The organism is Pseudarthrobacter sp. NPDC058329, assembly GCF_042879835.1.
Lineage (GTDB): Bacteria > Actinomycetota > Actinomycetes > Actinomycetales > Micrococcaceae > Arthrobacter.
On the sequence record NZ_JBHVZR010000002.1, the window covers coordinates 282,702 to 298,241 of the forward strand.

The 15,540-nt window shown below is 66.0% G+C and carries 17 protein-coding genes and 1 riboswitch; of the genes, 8 read left to right on the top strand and 9 right to left on the bottom strand.

The window, feature by feature from the left end; all coding sequences use genetic code 11:
* Nucleotides 1-5: 5 nt before the first annotated feature.
* Genes ACFVYC_RS05780 through ACFVYC_RS05790 form a run of 3 tightly spaced genes read right to left on the bottom strand, consistent with a single transcriptional unit; the run spans nucleotide 6 to nucleotide 2,979 of the window.
* Nucleotides 6-806, bottom strand: a complete 801-nt coding sequence (locus ACFVYC_RS05780) for an energy-coupling factor transporter transmembrane component T family protein (protein WP_387547786.1) — start codon at nucleotides 804-806, stop codon at nucleotides 6-8.
* Nucleotides 803-2,356 (bottom strand): ABC transporter ATP-binding protein, encoded by a 1,554-nt coding sequence (locus ACFVYC_RS05785; protein ID WP_387547789.1) that lies wholly within the window; start codon nucleotides 2,354-2,356, stop codon nucleotides 803-805. Before ACFVYC_RS05785 ends, ACFVYC_RS05780 begins: the two co-directional genes overlap by 4 nt.
* The gene (locus ACFVYC_RS05790; RefSeq protein ID WP_387547792.1) at nucleotides 2,356-2,979 is read right to left on the bottom strand and encodes an ECF transporter S component; all 624 of its coding nucleotides are present in this window, start codon (nucleotides 2,977-2,979) and stop codon (nucleotides 2,356-2,358) included. Before ACFVYC_RS05790 ends, ACFVYC_RS05785 begins: the two co-directional genes overlap by 1 nt.
* 55 nt (nucleotides 2,980-3,034) lie before the next feature.
* Nucleotides 3,035-3,175, bottom strand: a riboswitch (TPP riboswitch).
* A gap of 72 nt (nucleotides 3,176-3,247) precedes the next feature.
* Between ACFVYC_RS05790 and ACFVYC_RS05795 the strand changes: the two genes are divergently transcribed.
* The 7 genes from ACFVYC_RS05795 (at nucleotide 3,248) to ACFVYC_RS05825 (ending at nucleotide 7,473) form a co-directional block, all read left to right on the top strand.
* Nucleotides 3,248-3,790 (top strand): heme-degrading domain-containing protein, encoded by a 543-nt coding sequence (locus tag ACFVYC_RS05795; protein ID WP_387547795.1) that lies wholly within the window; start codon nucleotides 3,248-3,250, stop codon nucleotides 3,788-3,790.
* Nucleotides 3,791-3,876: 86 nt separating this feature from the next.
* Entirely contained in the window at nucleotides 3,877-4,086 is a 210-nt protein-coding gene (locus ACFVYC_RS05800; protein WP_387547798.1) for a hypothetical protein, read from the top strand.
* Between the two features lie 131 nt (nucleotides 4,087-4,217).
* Complete coding sequence (locus ACFVYC_RS05805) at nucleotides 4,218-4,688, top strand: DUF4383 domain-containing protein (protein WP_387547800.1); 471 nt, start codon at nucleotides 4,218-4,220, stop codon at nucleotides 4,686-4,688.
* Nucleotides 4,689-4,755: 67 nt separating this feature from the next.
* Nucleotides 4,756-5,817 (top strand): iron-containing redox enzyme family protein, encoded by a 1,062-nt coding sequence (locus tag ACFVYC_RS05810; RefSeq protein WP_387547802.1) that lies wholly within the window; start codon nucleotides 4,756-4,758, stop codon nucleotides 5,815-5,817.
* Entirely contained in the window at nucleotides 5,814-6,878 is a 1,065-nt protein-coding gene (locus tag ACFVYC_RS05815; RefSeq protein WP_387547805.1) for a glycosyltransferase, read from the top strand. The genes ACFVYC_RS05810 and ACFVYC_RS05815 overlap by 4 nt, the downstream gene beginning before the upstream one ends.
* Complete coding sequence (locus ACFVYC_RS05820; RefSeq protein ID WP_159829550.1) at nucleotides 6,875-7,090, top strand: CDGSH iron-sulfur domain-containing protein; 216 nt, start codon at nucleotides 6,875-6,877, stop codon at nucleotides 7,088-7,090. The genes ACFVYC_RS05815 and ACFVYC_RS05820 overlap by 4 nt, the downstream gene beginning before the upstream one ends.
* Before the next feature lie 119 nt (nucleotides 7,091-7,209).
* Nucleotides 7,210-7,473, top strand: coding sequence for a DUF4235 domain-containing protein (locus ACFVYC_RS05825; protein ID WP_387547808.1), 264 nt, complete (start codon nucleotides 7,210-7,212; stop codon nucleotides 7,471-7,473).
* Nucleotides 7,474-7,494: 21 nt separating this feature from the next.
* Here ACFVYC_RS05825 and mnhG read toward each other — a convergent pair whose 3' ends face one another.
* From mnhG to ACFVYC_RS05855, 6 genes are read right to left on the bottom strand one after another with little or no spacing between them, the layout of a single operon-like run.
* Nucleotides 7,495-7,905 (bottom strand): monovalent cation/H(+) antiporter subunit G, encoded by a 411-nt coding sequence (gene mnhG / locus ACFVYC_RS05830; RefSeq protein WP_387547811.1) that lies wholly within the window; start codon nucleotides 7,903-7,905, stop codon nucleotides 7,495-7,497.
* The gene (locus ACFVYC_RS05835) at nucleotides 7,895-8,173 is read right to left on the bottom strand and encodes a monovalent cation/H+ antiporter complex subunit F (protein WP_387547814.1); all 279 of its coding nucleotides are present in this window, start codon (nucleotides 8,171-8,173) and stop codon (nucleotides 7,895-7,897) included. Before ACFVYC_RS05835 ends, mnhG begins: the two co-directional genes overlap by 11 nt.
* Entirely contained in the window at nucleotides 8,170-8,715 is a 546-nt protein-coding gene (locus ACFVYC_RS05840) for a Na+/H+ antiporter subunit E (protein WP_387547816.1), read from the bottom strand. Before ACFVYC_RS05840 ends, ACFVYC_RS05835 begins: the two co-directional genes overlap by 4 nt.
* Nucleotides 8,712-10,316, bottom strand: coding sequence for a Na+/H+ antiporter subunit D (locus ACFVYC_RS05845; protein WP_387547819.1), 1,605 nt, complete (start codon nucleotides 10,314-10,316; stop codon nucleotides 8,712-8,714). The genes ACFVYC_RS05840 and ACFVYC_RS05845 overlap by 4 nt, the downstream gene beginning before the upstream one ends.
* Nucleotides 10,313-10,834, bottom strand: coding sequence for a Na(+)/H(+) antiporter subunit C (locus tag ACFVYC_RS05850; RefSeq protein WP_387547822.1), 522 nt, complete (start codon nucleotides 10,832-10,834; stop codon nucleotides 10,313-10,315). Before ACFVYC_RS05850 ends, ACFVYC_RS05845 begins: the two co-directional genes overlap by 4 nt.
* On the bottom strand, nucleotides 10,831-13,908 hold the full coding sequence (locus ACFVYC_RS05855; protein ID WP_387547825.1) for a Na+/H+ antiporter subunit A: 3,078 nt from the start codon (nucleotides 13,906-13,908) through the stop codon (nucleotides 10,831-10,833). Before ACFVYC_RS05855 ends, ACFVYC_RS05850 begins: the two co-directional genes overlap by 4 nt.
* Before the next feature lie 194 nt (nucleotides 13,909-14,102).
* Between ACFVYC_RS05855 and ACFVYC_RS05860 the strand changes: the two genes are divergently transcribed.
* A complete protein-coding gene (locus ACFVYC_RS05860) occupies nucleotides 14,103-15,506 on the top strand; it encodes an MFS transporter (RefSeq protein WP_387547827.1) in 1,404 nt (467 codons plus the stop codon).
* Nucleotides 15,507-15,540: the final 34 nt, after the last annotated feature.

The window sequence follows — 15,540 nt, forward strand, 5'->3', positions numbered from 1 at the left end:
TTCCGTCAGCTCCCCAGCCACACCATGTTCCAAGTGCCAGCCCACATGGCGGCAATAAACGCCGCGCCTGCCATCACCACGCCGCCGGCCAGGACCCACACGTCCAGTCCGCTGTAGGTGGATTCCCGCGCCCACGTCCGCTTACCCCCACCGAAGCCGCGCGCCTCCATGGTGACGGCCAGCCTTGAAGCACGCCGGATGGCTTGAACCAGGAGACCGAAGCTCTGCCCCAGCGTGGCCTTCACCCGTTCCAGGGCACTTCCGCGGGAACCGACGCCCCGCGCACGGCGCGCCATCCCGATGGTCTGCCATTCTTCTGCCAGCAGCCCCACCAGCCGCATCGCGGCCAGGGTTCCCAGCACAAACCGGTGCGGAAGGCGCGCCTTTTGCGCCAGCGCGTCGGCCAGGTCCGTTGGATCGGTACAGCTCATCAGCAACACCGCCGGCAGCGCAATCGCCAGCCCACGCAGCATAAACCCGAGCCCCAGCTCCAGCGAGCCTTCGCTCATGCTCCAAATGCCGACGTCGATCAGCGTCCTTCCGCTGTCGGCAGCCAGGATGGAGGTACTCCAGCCACCGACGGCGGCGGCAAGGATCAGCGGCCACCCCCGCTGCCACAGCAGCGTCAGGGTGAGACCCGCCAACGGGAACAGCAGGAATTCAAAGACGAGCGCCACGGAGGCGGACACCCAGTCGATGGAGAGCGCGAGGACGGCAGTGATCAGGAAAACGGCTGCGAACTTGCTCAGCGGGTTGGCGCGCGTCAGGAGGGCGCGGTTGCCGCGCAGGTTCAGCTCCCGCCTCATGGTGCCACCGCCGCTGCTGCCAAGCGCAGTTCCGTTCCGCCCAACGCCGCAGTGAATTCGGCATCGTGGGTTACGGACACCACGGCGGTGCCGGCGTCCAGCAACTCGGACAGGAACGATGCCAGCTCGGCCCAGGTGTTGGCGTCTTGCCCGAAGGTGGGTTCATCCAGGACCAGGACCTGCGGATGGGCGGCGAGGACAGTGGCTACGGAGAGCCGCCGCTTCTCCCCGCCCGAAAGCGTGTAAGGGTTCGCATCAACGAGTTCGGTGAGCCGGAGCCGCTCCAGCAGTTCGTCCACCCGCTCCTCGCCGCGCCCCAGGTGCCGCGGCCCAAAGCGCAATTCATCCAGCACGTTCCCGGTGACGAACTGGTGCTCAGGTTCCTGGAACACCGTGCCCACACGCTCAATCAACTGCTCCGCTTTCCACCCGTACGGGTCGATTCCCCCGCCCCTGCTGAGTGCCAGGGTGGCGGAAACCTTCCCGTCGACAGGCTCCAGCAGCCCGGCGAGGGTCAGCGCAAAGGTGGACTTTCCTGCCCCGTTGGGCCCGGTAATTGCCAGCGACTGCCCTGCACGGACCTGCGCGGAAATCCCCTGTTGCACCGGCACCGGCGGCAGCTTCCGGAAGCCCTTGCGGCGGGCACGTTGCCGCGATACGGCCAGTTGCTCGGCGGCAAGCAGCAGGTCCCCGGCACCGGGGCCCGGATCGGACGCGCGGTCACGGGTAGCGGGGACGTAGCCGGGCACCCAGACCCCGGCTTCGATGAGCATGCTCCGGGCTTCGCTGAGCACCTGATCCGGCGGCCCGTCCAGGAGCACGGCCGGATCGGCAGAAGATCCCGGCTGCAGCACCACAATGCGGTCCACCAGGTCCTTCCACACGGCCACGCGGTGTTCCACCACCACCAGGGTTGCCCCGGTCTTGTCGAGGCAACGGCCAACGGCGTCGCGCACCTCCACCACCCCGGCGGGGTCCAGGTTGGCCGTGGGCTCATCCAGGAGAATCAGCCCGGGCCGCATGGCAAGGATGCCCGCGAGCGCCAGCCGCTGTTTCTGGCCACCGGACAGCTCCGACGTCGGGTGGTCCAGCGGCAGGTGGGAGAGCCCGACGTCGTCCAGCGCCTCGTGCACGCGGGTCCAGATGTCGTCGCGGGGCACGGCCAGATTCTCGGCACCGAAGGCGACGTCGTCGCCGACCCGCGAGAGGACCACCTGGGTCTCCGGGTCCTGCTGCATCAGTCCCGCCCGGCCGCGCTGCCCGCGGGGGGAGGCGCCGTCAATCAGCAGCGAACCCGACTCGTCGGAATCGCCCGCCTCGCCGTCGTCGTCGTTCGCATCGCCCAGCACCCCTGCCAACGCATGCAGGAGCGTGGACTTGCCCGCTCCGGACGGGCCAAGAAGAAGCACGCGCTCGCCCGGCTGGATGTCGAGGTCAAGGGCACGGACAGCCGGCTTGGACCGGCCGCCGTGCCGCCAGCCCCAGCCGCGGGCGGCGACTGCAGCCGGCCGCGCCGCCACCGAGGCGCCGTGCACGGAAGGAGCAGTCATCAGGAGAAGACGGGCTCCGTTGCTGCCTTGCGCGACGCAAAGGAGCCCAGGACTCCTGTCTTCGCCAGCGCGCGCGTGGCGATCCAGGACAGTGCTCCGGCGATCACGGCACCCGAAACGGCGGTAAAGATGATGTACGCCAGCTTGTCCCCGCCGGAGTAGGCGATGTTCCAGCCCCAGGGCGCGAAGGAGTCATTGAGGCCGCAGAAAAGCCCGGCAGCGGCGCCGGCGAGCAGGGATACCGGCAGGTTGAACTTCCGGTACACGAAGATGGCGAAGATGATCTCGGCGCCGAGGCCCTGGACAAACCCGGAGAACAGAACGGACGCGCCGTACTGCGAACCCATCAGCAGTTCGCCGGTGGCCGCAACGGTCTCGCAGAACAGCGCTGCGCCCGGCTTGCGGATGATGAGCATGCCCAGCACGGCCGGGATCATCCAGCCGCCGGCCAGCAATCCGGTGAGCGGCGGGTAGAGGGCGTTCATGGGCGCCGAGACTGCGGCCGCCCCCTGGGACCAGGCCCAGAAGATGACGCCGCCGGCGATGGCGATCAATGCTGCCACCACGATGTCCACGACGCGCCAGGACCTGCTGGTGGTCTTCTTGATTGCTGTAGTTGCCATGCAATTCCTCCTGAGGAACAGGAGGGGAAAGCACGGCAACGGCACGCCGCTGCGGTGCTTCGAGAACTCGACTCCCTTGCGCCGGTACTAACCGGATCAGGTTCGAGGGTCTGCGGCTGTCCGCACTCTCAGCGCCCACCTGCGGATCCTGGCTTGGCCAGTGATGCCCGACGGCGGCGCTCCCCTGTCGTTAATAGTTTCTGTGGGTAAATAATCGCCCTGGTGGGCGGGGTCCAGTTTACACCGGAGGAGGGGTAGATTGTGGGCCATGACTGCCAATTCCCCGCATGTGACCGAGTTCGATCCGGATTCCGATGACATCCAGCCGGAAGGATCACTCCAAGCACTGATTGCCCGGATTGAGGGCGAAATCCGGGAGCTCCAATTGCCCGGCTTCTCCATGGACGATGCACTGAACCTGGGTCTGCTGCTCGTGGAGTTCGGTAAGGAGGGCCAGTTTCCCATCGCGATAGACATCACCAAGGGAGAGCAGGTCCTGTTCCACGTTGCCCTGGCCGGTGCCACCCCGGACAACGAGCACTGGATCCGTGCCAAGCAGCGGACCGCGGCCCGTTACGAGGTGCCCTCCTTGCTGGTGGGGCTGCGCGCCCGGGTCCGCGGTGGACGGATTGAAGACCACGCCTGGTTCGATCAGTCGCGGTATGCCGCTCACGGCGGCTCCTTTCCCGTGTACGTTGCCGGGGTGGGCGCAGTCGCTACAGTGACGGTTTCGGGGCTTCCCCAGGTGCAGGACCATGACCTTGTGGTCCAGGCCCTGCGCGAAATCCGCAGGTCCATGAAGTCGGAGTAACGCCTGGGTCAACCACCGTAATGGACCCCCTGGAACGCCCGGAGTACATTCAAAGCAGGTGGCGGAAGTTTCAAAGGAGGGGCGCCATGCTCGGTAATGCAGCCGACAACCAGGTGCGGGCGGCGGTGGACAAGGCCGCGGAGGAAATGATCTACATCGGCCCGGACCACCCCTACTATCCCCTGCTGGCGGAACTGGTGTCCGCCGTCGGGAGGGCCTGGCAACAGGGGTACGAGCATGGCCGCCACGGCGGGCACCATTCAAACCCCTACGTGTGGAGCACCTCGGAGGGTTGAGGGGCCACCAGCGGCTGCGGGAGCTGCAGCCAGCGGCCGGGAAGACGGGTCCAACAGCAAAATGGACGCACTTAGCTTAAATTAGTAATCATGCTTACTATGTTGTCTCCAGGCTTTTGAGGAGACAGGTCATGACAGTCAGCACCCGCGCCACCGGAGCGAGGACAGGCCTGCAAACGGCGGCCCTCGCAACGGGCGGCGTCTTCCTGCTGGTGGGTGTCGTAGGGTTCATCCCCGGAATCACCAGCAATTACGGAGCAATGGGTATGGCCGGGCACGGCTCGAGATCCTTGCTCATGGGCGTTTTCCAAGTTTCAGTCCTGCACAACGTGGTGCACCTGGCCTTCGGGGTGGCTGGCACGCTGCTTGCGAGGACACACCAACAGGCAAGGAGCTACCTCATCTACGGGGGAGTCATCTACCTGGTTCTCTGGCTGTACGGCCTCCTGGTGGGCGATGAGACCCCGGCCAACTTTGTCCCCCTTAACGGCGCTGACAACTGGCTGCACCTTGCCCTGGGCCTGGCCATGATCATTCTCGCCATCCTGCTGTCCCCGCGGACCACCTCACGCCGCAGCCGCGAACGCGACCTGAACGCCTAGCCTTAACCAAAGCCGCCACCGTCGACGGTGCAGCACCGGCAGCGCCGCAGCCGCCCGAAGGAGCATCATGAAGATCCCGGAACCCAGAGGTCCCATCAGCACCGCCCTGTTCAGTGCCCTGGCAGTTACAGCCGGGACAGACGACGCCGCCGCGGGCGTCGAGGAATTGCGCCGGCATGTTGCGCCGCACCTGGGTGCAACTACCGACATCATTGGGGACGACGACGTCCAGCTGGCACTTTTCTGCCTCTACGAGCTTCATTACTCCGGCCTCGAAGGCGTCGGGGACGAGTGGGAATGGGAGCCGGGCCTGATCCACGTCCGCCGCCTGCTCGAAAGGCCATTCGAAGAAGCGCTGCGGGCAGCTGCCCAATCAGCAGCCGGGGAGCTGGACCTGCCACCTGCGGCAAAGATGACCAGTGATGCCGTCGCCGACGTCCTGTTCGGCCTTGCCGCCACCGATACCGGACCCAGCGTGTCCAGGTACGTCGCCAAGAAGGCGACCCTGGATCAGCTCAAGGAGTTCCTGGTCCACAAGTCCGTCTACCAGCTCAAGGAAGCGGACCCGCACACCTGGGCCATCCCTCGGCTCGCCGGCAGGCCTAAGGCTGCACTGGTGGAGATCCAGGCCGATGAGTACGGCGGCGGACGTCCGGAACGCATGCACAGCGCGCTGTTCGCCCGCACCATGCGGGGCTTGGGAATGGACGACCACTACGGCGCCTACCTCGACGCGGTACCGGCCGTGTCCCTGGCCGCGGTAAATATGATGTCACTGTTCGGGCTCAACCGGCGGCTCCGCGGCGCCATCACCGGCCACCTGGCCATCTACGAGATGACCTCTTCCCAGCCCAACCGCCTGTACGGCAACGGCTTCCGCCGGCACGGCTTCGACGCCGAGGTCACCCACTACTTTGACGAGCACGTGGAAGCCGACGCCGTCCACGAGCAGATCGCCGGCCGCGACCTCGCAGGAGGACTCGTGGAGGCCGAACCCGGACTGCTCGGGGACGTCCTCTTCGGGGCGACTGCTGTGATGGCGATCGATGGCAGGCTTTCGGCGCACCTTTTGACCTGCTGGGAAAACGGAGAGAGCTCGCTGAGGGCGGCAGTGCCGGCAGCAGCGTGAGCACTACAGCCATCGGGCGGTCCGCAGAGTACATCCTGCCGCTGCGCTGGACCGGGGATTCGGAACTGCCGGACCTCGCCGCCTACCTCGAACTCCTCTCCGGCTGGATACCTGTCACCGTGGTTGACGGCTCCAGCCCGGAGCTGTTCGAGCGGCATCGGGCCGCTTTCCCGGCTGCCGTCCGTCACCTCCGTCCGGAGCCGGGCGGCAGCGACGGCTCCAACGCCAGAGGCAACGGCAAGGTGGCCGGGGTGATGACCGGCGTCCGCTCCTCCATGGCAGAGCTGCTGGTGATAGCGGACGACGACGTGCGCTACACGTGCGAATCGCTCACCGCCATCATTGCTCACCTTGAGTCAGCGGACGTTGTGCGGCCGCAGAACTATTTCGACCCCCTGCCCTGGCACGCCTGGTGGGATACGTCCAGGACCCTGATCAACCGGGCCTGGTCTGCGGACTTCCCGGGTACTCTAGCCGTGCGCCGGAGCGCCCTGTTGGCCACCGGCGGCTACGATCCGGTGCTGTTCGAGAACCTGGAGCTGATCCGGACGGTCAAGGCGGCCGGCGGCCGGGAGAAGATCCTCCCGGGCCTGTTCGTTGCCCGCAGGCCGCCCGCGTTCCGGCATTTCCTCAAGCAACGTATCCGGCAGGCATACGACGACTTCGCGGAGCCCCGCCGCCTCGCCACGGAACTTTCCCTTCTTCCGGTATTCGCCGCAGCCTCTTGCCTTCCCGCGAGGTACCGCGGGCCGGCCCTGCTGGGACTGGCGGCGGCACCGGTCATCATGGCAGGAGTCGGGCGACGGCGGCACCACGGTAACTTTTTCTTCCCCCTCCGCGCAGTGTGGTGCGCCCCGCTGTGGGCATTGGAACGGGCGGTCTGCATTTGGATCGCACTGGCTTTCCGCCTCACGGGGGGCATGCCCTACATGGGGTCCCGACTCAAAGCCGCTGCGCACCCGCAGTCCGAACTCCAGCGCAGGCACTCCGGGAAAATCGCCGTCCTTCGCCAACCGAACGTACAGACTCCCGCCCACAACCCCCGCCAGGAGCAGCCATGAACCAAGAACCCGCCGAAAGCTCGATCGTGGTGTGCCCCGACGGGCCACTGATTGTCCGGGGCGACTTCGAAATCGTGACGCCTTCCGGGGACCCGGTCCCCCGCCAGCGCCAGACCGTAGCCCTGTGCCGCTGTGGCGCGTCGGCTATCAAGCCCTACTGCGACGGCACGCACAAGATGATCAAGTTTCGGACGGAACCGCCGGCGGGCTGAGCAGCACACTTCCCGGACACAACGCCCACAGCGAACCAGAGGGCCTGCCGCTCCGGCTCCCGGCCGGGATGCCGCTAGGCTGAAGTCAGCCCGTTTTCCGCCCGCAAGGAGTACTAAGAATGAACCTCTTCATCAAGCTGCTCGGCACCGGTGTGAGCCTCGGCGCCGGCTTCGTCGGGACCAAGCTGGTCAACACCATCTGGGAAAAGACCACCGGACGGAAGCCGCCCACCGGCAAGGACGAGGACATCCCCACCAGCCTTCAGTCCGCGCTGACGTTCGCGCTGATCTCGGCCTCGGTAAGCACCATCATCCAGGTCCTGGCCAACCGCGGCACCCAGCGGGCCATCACCCGGTTCGCGAAGAGCAAGGACATCGTCTGACCTGCCGGGACCACTTAGCGGCTACTTCGTAGGGCCGTCGCCGGAATCGTCCTCACGGGCGGTTTTGGCGGCGGCTTTTTGTACTACTGCCTCCAACTCGTCGGACGTCAGCAGCTCGCGGTGCAAGTGCTTGGTGCGGTAACCCGCCCTGCCCACCATGTGCGCGGACACCGGCACAGTCAACAGCTGGAAAATCCAGGCGACCACCAGCACGGGCCACACCCACCAGGTGCGCATCTGCAGTCCGATGGCTGCCAACAAAAGGAAAAGCCCCAGCACCTGCGGCTTGGTGGCCGCATGCATACGGCTCAGGAGGTCCGGGAAGCGCAGCAGGCCGATCGCGGCCCCCAGCGACATAACGGCCCCCACCACCATAAACACGGCGGACACAAGGTCGATCCAGAAATCCATGGCGGTAGCGTCAGGACTCACCTGGCACCTCCCTTCGGTCTGCCACAAAACGGGCAACAGTGACGGACCCCAGGAAACCGATGATGGAGATGGCCACCACCAGCATCAGGTTGTTCAGGTGCCGGTTTACCGCCATGTCCACGCATAGTGCGCCGCCCAGGATCGCCAGCAGGACGTCAGCTGCGAGTACACGGTCCAGCAACGAGGGCCCGCGGGCGATCCTGATGATGGCACCGCCCGCAGCAACTGAGAAGATCACGGCGGTAAGGACCAGGACTGTCTGCATCATGCGGCCGCCTCCATCCGGACGGCGTCGAGTTCTTCCTTGGTGCCCATGATCCTGATCAGTCCGGCTTCGATGGAGCGCACCTCTTTCTTCAGGCTTTCAACGTCCTCCGCGGAGCTGATGTTCAGGGCGTGCAGGTAGAGGGTTGACGTGGACCTGTCCACCTCAACCACCAGCGATCCCGGGATCAGCGAAATCACGTGCCCGGTTGCCGTGACCAGCAGGTCCTGGTGGCTACGCAGCGTCACGGCCACCACGGCGTTCCTCACCCTGGGCCCGCGCACCACTGCCAGGTACAGGACCTGGGCGCTGGCAACCACCACCTTGGCCAGGAACACGAGGGCGAAGGGAACGGCGTAAAGGATGTTGAAACGGCCGCTGAGTTCCACCGGGGGCAGGTAGAACAACCTGGCAACGGCAACGGCCAGCAGTGCACCGAACAGGAGATTTCCGGGGCTGAAGTCCTGCCAGAGGGCACCCCACACAATGACCAGCCACACCAGGAGGGGTAACTCCTGGCGCAGGGAGATCCGCCGGCGGCTCATTTTCCTCCTCCGGACGTCAGGACCATGGGGACAACGGTGTCCTCACCCAGGACGGCCTGGATATAGGAGGACCTGTCCAGCATGTCCTCGGCGGCCTGGTCGGAAACCGTAAACAATGGACCGGCGAAGACTGTGAGCGCGACGCCGAGAACCACCAGTCCCAGCGTGGAACCCACCATGGTGCGCGGCAGGAGTGTCACGGTATTCCGCTTGGCACCCGGGCCGGCCACTCGCGCCAACGGCGGGGCCAGCAGGACGGGATCCGGATGTTCGGCGTCGGCGGGGCTGCGCCAGAAGGCACGGTTCCAGACCCTGGCAATGGCAAGCAGCGTCAGGAGGCTGGTGAGGACCCCGCCAATCACCAGGGCGTAGGCCAGCGGCGTCCCCAGTTCGATGCCGGCCTGCATCAGCCCCACCTTCCCCAGGAAGCCGGAGAACGGCGGGATGCCGGCCAGGTTCATGGCGGGAACGAAGAACAGCAGCGCCAGCAGCGGCGAGAGCTTGGCGAGGCCGCCCAGGCGGTCCACCGACGAGCTGCCGCCGCGGCGTTCGATCAGGCCCGTCACCAGGAAGAGGCTGGTCTGGATGGTGATGTGGTGCGCCACGTAAAAGACGGCGGCCCCCAGGCCTGCCGTGGAGGACATGGCCAGTCCGAACACCATGTAACCGATGTGGCTGACCAGTGTGAATGAGAGCAGACGTTTGATGTCGTTCTGGGCCAGTGCGCCAAGGATTCCCACCACCATGGTCAACAGCGCGGCCACCATCAGGGGTGTGTTGAGGGTGTCCCCCGGGAAGAGGAGGGTCTCGGTCCGCACCATGGCGTAGACGCCCACCTTGGTGAGCAGGCCAGCGAACACGGCGGTGACAGGGGCGGGCGCGGTGGGGTACGAGTCAGGCAGCCAGAAGGAGAGCGGGAACACGGCCGCCTTGATGCCGAACGCCACCAGCAGCATCACGTGCAGGAGAGTCTTGGTGCCTTGGTCCAGCTCCCCGAGTTTGATGGCAAGGTCGGCCATGTTGACGGTTCCCGTGGCTCCGTAAACCATGGCGATGGAGATCAGGAACAGCACCGACGACACCACGGAGACCACCACATAGGTGACGCCCGCCCGGATCCTCGGCCCGGTACCGCCGAGGGTCATCAGGACATAGCTTGCCGTCAGCAGGATCTCGAAGCCTACGTAAAGGTTGAAGAGGTCACCGGAGAGGAAGGCGTTGGAAACCCCCGCCACCAGGATCAGGTACGTGGGGTGGAAGATCGAGACCGGCGCGTCCTGGTCTCCGTCGGCCATGCCCTGCCCGGTGGCGTACACCAGCACGGCGAGGCTCACTGCGGAGGAGACCACCAGCATCAGGGAGGAGAACTGGTCCACCACCATCACGATGCCCCACGGCGGCAGCCAGCCGCCGATGGTCACGGCGGCAGTCCCGCCGTCCCACACCGAGGCAAGCAGGAAGCATTCCAGCAGGAGCGTGAGGGACAGCAGCGCAATGCTGACCGCCCGCTGCGCCCGTGAGTGCCGGATCAGCAGGAAGGTCAGGGCGGCGCCCAGGATGGGAAGTACGACGGCGAGCGGGGCAAAGCTTGCAATGTTCACTTTCCGACTCCTTCCGGGCCTGGGGCCACATTGTTGGAGCCGGGCTTTTCTTCTGCGGCTGCGTCTTCGGCGGGCATTTCGCGGCCGCCTGCCATAACCGTCGCCGCCGGGAACTCGGAGGTCTCGGCTGGTATGACGGCGTCGTCCTCGGCGTCGAAGCTTGGCGTTTCCGCCACACGAAGGTCTTCCACGTCGTCCTGGATCTCATCCTGGCGGGCCAGTACCCATGTGCGGTAGATGATGCCGAGCATAAACGCCGTCACCGCAAAGGAAATAACGATGGACGTCAGGATCAGCGCCTGGGGCAACGGATCGTTGTAGTCCTGCGCCGCAATTTCCTTTGAATACAGCGGGGCAAGCCCGGAGTAGCCGCCGGTTGCCAGGATCAGCAGGTTGGTGGCATTGGCCAGAAGCATCAGTCCCAGCAGCACCCGGGTGAGGCTGCGTTCCAGGATCAGGTAGATTCCGCAGGCGTACAGGGCACCCATAACAATCAGCAGTGTCAGGTTCACGCTCATGCTTGGCCCTTTGCGGTTGTCTCAGCGGAGAAGCCCTGGGACTCCCTGGCGCTGGCGGCCGCACCCGGTACTGATGCGTCACCGGCGAAGCCGTCTTCGTCGTCGGTGAAAGCGCCGGCCGGAGCGGCGGACCGCTCTTCCAGGTGCTCGTCGATCTCGGCGCCGAGGCTGCGCAGGACGTCAAGCACCAGGCCCACCACCACGATGTACACGCCGATATCAAAGATGGTTGAGGTCACGAACTTAATATCACCGAACACCGGCAGCCAGAGCTCAATGATGGCCGTCTGGAACACTTGGCCGCCCAGCAGCAGCGGCGCCACACCCGAGGTTGCGGCAACAGCCAGCCCCACGCCCAGAAGGGCACCGGCGCTCACCGGTGTGGCCTCGCTGAGTTCGAACCGCCCGCCGGCAAGGTAGCGGATGGTCAGGGCAAGGCCTGCGGTGAGGCCGCCGGCGAAACCTCCGCCGGGAAGGTTGTGGCCGGCCAGCAGGAGGTACAGCGAGAAAATGATCATGGAGTGGAAGATCAGCCGGGTCACCACTTCGAAGATGATGGAGCGGCGTTCCGGGGCAAGGGTCCGGCCCGCCACAATCCACGCGTCCCGGGCTGCCGAAGCGAACTTCCGGCTGACGGCGAGCGCGGCGGCGTCCCGCGTGCTCGGGTTGACGGCCCGGTAGCGGCCCACGGTGCCCGCGGCAACGGTGGCGGAGTTCTTGATCCGGTCGCCGCGTCCACGGACGAAGATCAGGCTTGCCACACCAGTGGCGGCAAGGGCAAGGACGGTAATTTCGCCGAACGTGTCCCAGGCCCGGATGTCCACAAGCGTCACGTTGACGATGTTCAATCCCCCGCCGCCCTCATAGGCGAGCCGCGGAAACTCCAGCGAGACCGGGATGGCAGTCCTGGCGCCCATGGCGTAGATCGCCGCGAAAACCATGGTGACGCCGAAGCACAGGCCGATGATGACCCGCACCACCCGGTATTTGCCGCCGGTGCGGTCGCGGAGTTCAGGCGGCAGGCTGCGCAGCGCCAGGACGAAGGCCACCAGGACGATGGTTTCCACCAGCATCTGGGTCAGGGCCAGGTCCGGAGCGCCCTGCAGCGCGAACATCAGCGCTATGCCATAGCCGGTGACGGAAACCATCAGGACCGCAAGGAACCGCTTGTTGGCCTTGACCGCGGCCAGGGCGCCGATCACGATGCCCGCGCCCACCACGAGCTGAAGCGGGGAACCGGGATCCACGAGGTAGATACCCTCCGGAAGCGGCTTGCCCGCCAGCAGGATTGCCGCCAGCGGCAGCACAAACGCAACGCTGAGGATGACAGCCAGGTAGTAGTACAGCGAACCGCGCTGCGTGCGGCCGGTGACCCACACGGCCACGTCATCCAGTGCGCCAACGGTGTACTGGTAGGCCTTGTCCGCGTCCACCCACGCCGGCACCACGGACTGGACGCGCGACACCGCGTTGCGGCCAAAGTACATCGCCAAGCCAAGCGCGAAGGTGAGGGCCGTCAGTCCAAGCGCGGGAGTGAAGCCATGCCACAGTGCCAGGTGGCCTGCCTGCTCGGCGGGGGTGCCGGCGTCGGGAGCGGAAGAAGCGAACAGGGCCGCGTAGGGCTGGACCCAGGCATCCACGGGGACCGGCCAGAGCCCGTAGGCAATGGTCAGGAGGCTGAGGATGGCCGGCGCCGCGAGGAAGGAGGGCTTGATGGCCTTGAAGGGCGTGCGCTCCACCCCGGCTTTGACGGCGAAAGCGCCCCACATAAAGCGGGCGCTGTACGCGAAGGTCAGGATGGAGCCCAGGACCAGGCCCGCCAGGACCACTATCCCCCAGGGACCGGCGTCGGGGTTGCCTGCGTGGTGGACGAACGCCTCCAGCACCGATTCCTTGGCCACGAATCCGCCCAGGAAGGGAACGCCCGCCATGGACGCGGCACCGATGCCCGCGACAATCCCCAAGGCGCGGGAGGACCGGAAAATCCCTGAAAGCTTGCGGACATCACGGGTGCCGGACTGGTGGTCGATGATGCCCACCACCAGGAAGAGGGTGGCCTTGAACAGGCCGTGGGCCAACAGCATCGCCAGGCCCGCGAGGGCGGCGTCCGGTGTGCCGAGCCCCACCACCATGGTGAGAAAGCCCAGCTGGCTCACTGTGCCGTAGGCAAGGATGAGCTTGATGTCGGTCTGCCGCAGTGCCCGGTAGCCGCCCACAAGCATCGTCGCCAGCCCCAGGCCCAGCACCACCGGCTGCCAGAAGGACGTCTCGGAGAAGCCCGGCGCCAGCCGCGCAACGAGGTAAATGCCCGCTTTGACCATCGCCGCGGCGTGCAGGTAGGCGCTGACCGGAGTGGGCGCCGCCATGGCCCCCGGGAGCCAGAAATGGAACGGGACCAGCGCCGACTTCGTGATGGCACCAACCAGGATGAGTACGACGGCGGCGCTCACCATGGCGCCCGAAGGCCCGCCCATGAGCGCGGGCGCCTGCTGGAGGATGTCAGAGATGCGGTAGGTGTCGGCCGCGTAGCCCAGCATGATCAGGCCCACCAGCATGGCCAGGCCGCCCGCGGTGGTGACCATCAAAGCCTGGAGTGCCGACCGCCGTGCCGCCAGCCTGGTCCGGGCGAACCCGATCAGGAGGTAGGACAGGATGGTGGTGAGTTCCCAGAAGATAAACAGCAGCAGGAGGTCGTCGGCCACCACCAGGCCGAACATTGCCCCGGCGAAGGCCAGGAGCTGGGCACCGAACGCGCCGAGGTCCTGGTCCTTGCGTTTGAAGTACCGTGCGCAGTAAATGAGGACCAGCGAGCCGACACCGAGCACCAGCAGGGACATGACCCACGCCAGGGCATCCATCCGGAAGGCGAACTCGAGCTGGAGGCCCGGAACCCAGGGGACCACTTCCGCCACCGCCCCGCTGTCCGAGTAGACGGGGCCGTGCTGGAACAGGAGCCAGATGAAGGAGAGTGCGGGAACAGCTGCCAGTGCATAGAAAGCGTTGCGGCCCCAGGCCCTGAACAGGAACGGCGCCACCACAGCCACCGTAAAGTGCACGGCAAGGACTGTGATCACTGTTTTCTCCGCAACGTCAGGGATTCGATTGTCAAAAGTTAGGGCAGGCGGTCATTCGTCAGGTTCGGGAGTGCCTAGTTTATCAAGGCTCTGCTGCCGTTTTCTCCGGCGTGCTGTATCCTCCGGCCGCTTTCCCCGGCGTCGCGGGCGCCAGGTCCGCTGCCTGTTCGCCACGGGCGGATACGATGCATCGTATGAACAGCGCCAGCGCTCCCGGGGCCACGCAACCGTCCTCGGAACTTGCATCCGGGAATCAGGCAACCAGCAAGGGCAGAGTACTGGCCTGGGCATCCTGGGACTGGGGGTCGGCGGCTTTCAACGCTGTGATGACCACGTTTGTGTTCACCGTGTACCTCACCTCCAACGCCTTCGGAGGGGAAGACCGTGCCTCCGCGGTCCTGGGCGGGGCGCTTGCCGTTGCCGGCTTCGCCATCGCCCTGCTGGCTCCGGTCACCGGCCAGCGCTCCGACGCGGGCGGGCGACGCAAACTGTGGCTGGGAGTCAACACGGCCGCCGTCGCCGTCCTGACCGCGTTGTGCTTCTTTGTCTTCCCCAGGCCTGAGTTCCTCCTGCTGGGGGTGTCCCTGATCGCACTGGGCAATGTGTTCTTCGAGTTCGCGGGCGTCAACTACAACGCCATGCTTGCGCAGATCTCCACACCGCGGAACATCGGGAAGGTCAGCGGGCTGGGCTGGGGGGCGGGGTACCTGGGCGGTATTGTCGCGCTGCTGATCGTCCTGCAGCTTTTCGTCCAGCCCAGCTTTGACTGGTTCGGGGCGTCCACCGGGAACAGCCTGAACATCCGGCTGGTGGCAGTCTTCTCGGCTCTGTGGTTCTTCGTCTTCGCCCTGCCCGTGCTGTTCGCGGTGCCGGAACTGCCAAAGGCACCGCAGGCGCGCCGGCTGGGAATCCTGGCCAGCTACGGGCTCCTGATCCGCCGGATCAAGGCGATCTACGCCACCAGCCCGCACACCATCTACTTCCTGCTGGCAAGCGCCGTCTTCCGCGATGGCCTGGCAGCTGTCTTCACCTTCGGCGGCATCATCGCCGCGGGCACCTTCGGCTTCGAACTGTCCCAGGTCATCTTCTTCGCGATCTTCGGCAATGTGGTGGCCGCCGTGGGTGCCATCTTGGGCGGATTCCTCGATGACCGGATCGGACCCAAGGCCGTGATCATCGGCGCCCTGGTGGGCCTGCTGACCGCCGGCACCGCCATCCTGGTCCTGGGCAACGGCGATTACGTCTTCTTCGGCATGGAGTGGCCCGGCAGCACCACCTTCTGGGTGTTCGGTTTGTTCCTCTGCCTTTTTGTGGGGCCTGCCCAGTCCTCGTCCCGCGCCTACCTGGCGCGCCTTGCCCCGCACGGTGAATCGGGCGAACTGTTCGGGCTCTACGCCACCACGGGCCGGGCCGTCAGTTTCCTGGCGCCCGCGCTCTTTACGCTCTGCATCACCTTTGCCACCCCGCTGGTGGCGCCGGGAGAGGCCCAGCGGTGGGGCATCCTGGGAATTATGGTGGTGCTCCTGGCCGGGCTGCTGGTGCTGCTGCCGGTCAAATCACCGGACCGGGCCCCCATCGCTGTCATTCCCGCGGCCTGAGGCTTCCCGCACCAGGAACCGGCCCCGATCAGTA

Excerpts from the sequence above, each read along its gene's own strand:
- ACFVYC_RS05810 (WP_387547802.1), top strand. The coding sequence starts at position 4,756 with ATGAAGATCCCGGAACCCAGAGGTCCCATCAGCACCGCCCTGTTCAGT.
- ACFVYC_RS05840 (WP_387547816.1), bottom strand. The coding sequence starts at position 8,715 with ATGAGCCGCCGGCGGATCTCCCTGCGCCAGGAGTTACCCCTCCTGGTG.
- ACFVYC_RS05790 (WP_387547792.1), bottom strand. The coding sequence starts at position 2,979 with ATGGCAACTACAGCAATCAAGAAGACCACCAGCAGGTCCTGGCGCGTC.
- ACFVYC_RS05825 (WP_387547808.1), top strand. The coding sequence starts at position 7,210 with ATGAACCTCTTCATCAAGCTGCTCGGCACCGGTGTGAGCCTCGGCGCC.
- ACFVYC_RS05785 (WP_387547789.1), bottom strand. The coding sequence starts at position 2,356 with ATGACTGCTCCTTCCGTGCACGGCGCCTCGGTGGCGGCGCGGCCGGCT.
- ACFVYC_RS05780 (WP_387547786.1), bottom strand. The coding sequence starts at position 806 with ATGAGGCGGGAGCTGAACCTGCGCGGCAACCGCGCCCTCCTGACGCGC.
- ACFVYC_RS05835 (WP_387547814.1), bottom strand. The coding sequence starts at position 8,173 with ATGATGCAGACAGTCCTGGTCCTTACCGCCGTGATCTTCTCAGTTGCT.
- ACFVYC_RS05850 (WP_387547822.1), bottom strand. The coding sequence starts at position 10,834 with ATGAGCGTGAACCTGACACTGCTGATTGTTATGGGTGCCCTGTACGCC.
- ACFVYC_RS05860 (WP_387547827.1), top strand. The coding sequence starts at position 14,103 with ATGAACAGCGCCAGCGCTCCCGGGGCCACGCAACCGTCCTCGGAACTT.
- ACFVYC_RS05795 (WP_387547795.1), top strand. The coding sequence starts at position 3,248 with ATGACTGCCAATTCCCCGCATGTGACCGAGTTCGATCCGGATTCCGAT.
- ACFVYC_RS05800 (WP_387547798.1), top strand. The coding sequence starts at position 3,877 with ATGCTCGGTAATGCAGCCGACAACCAGGTGCGGGCGGCGGTGGACAAG.
- ACFVYC_RS05820 (WP_159829550.1), top strand. The coding sequence starts at position 6,875 with ATGAACCAAGAACCCGCCGAAAGCTCGATCGTGGTGTGCCCCGACGGG.
- ACFVYC_RS05805 (WP_387547800.1), top strand. The coding sequence starts at position 4,218 with ATGACAGTCAGCACCCGCGCCACCGGAGCGAGGACAGGCCTGCAAACG.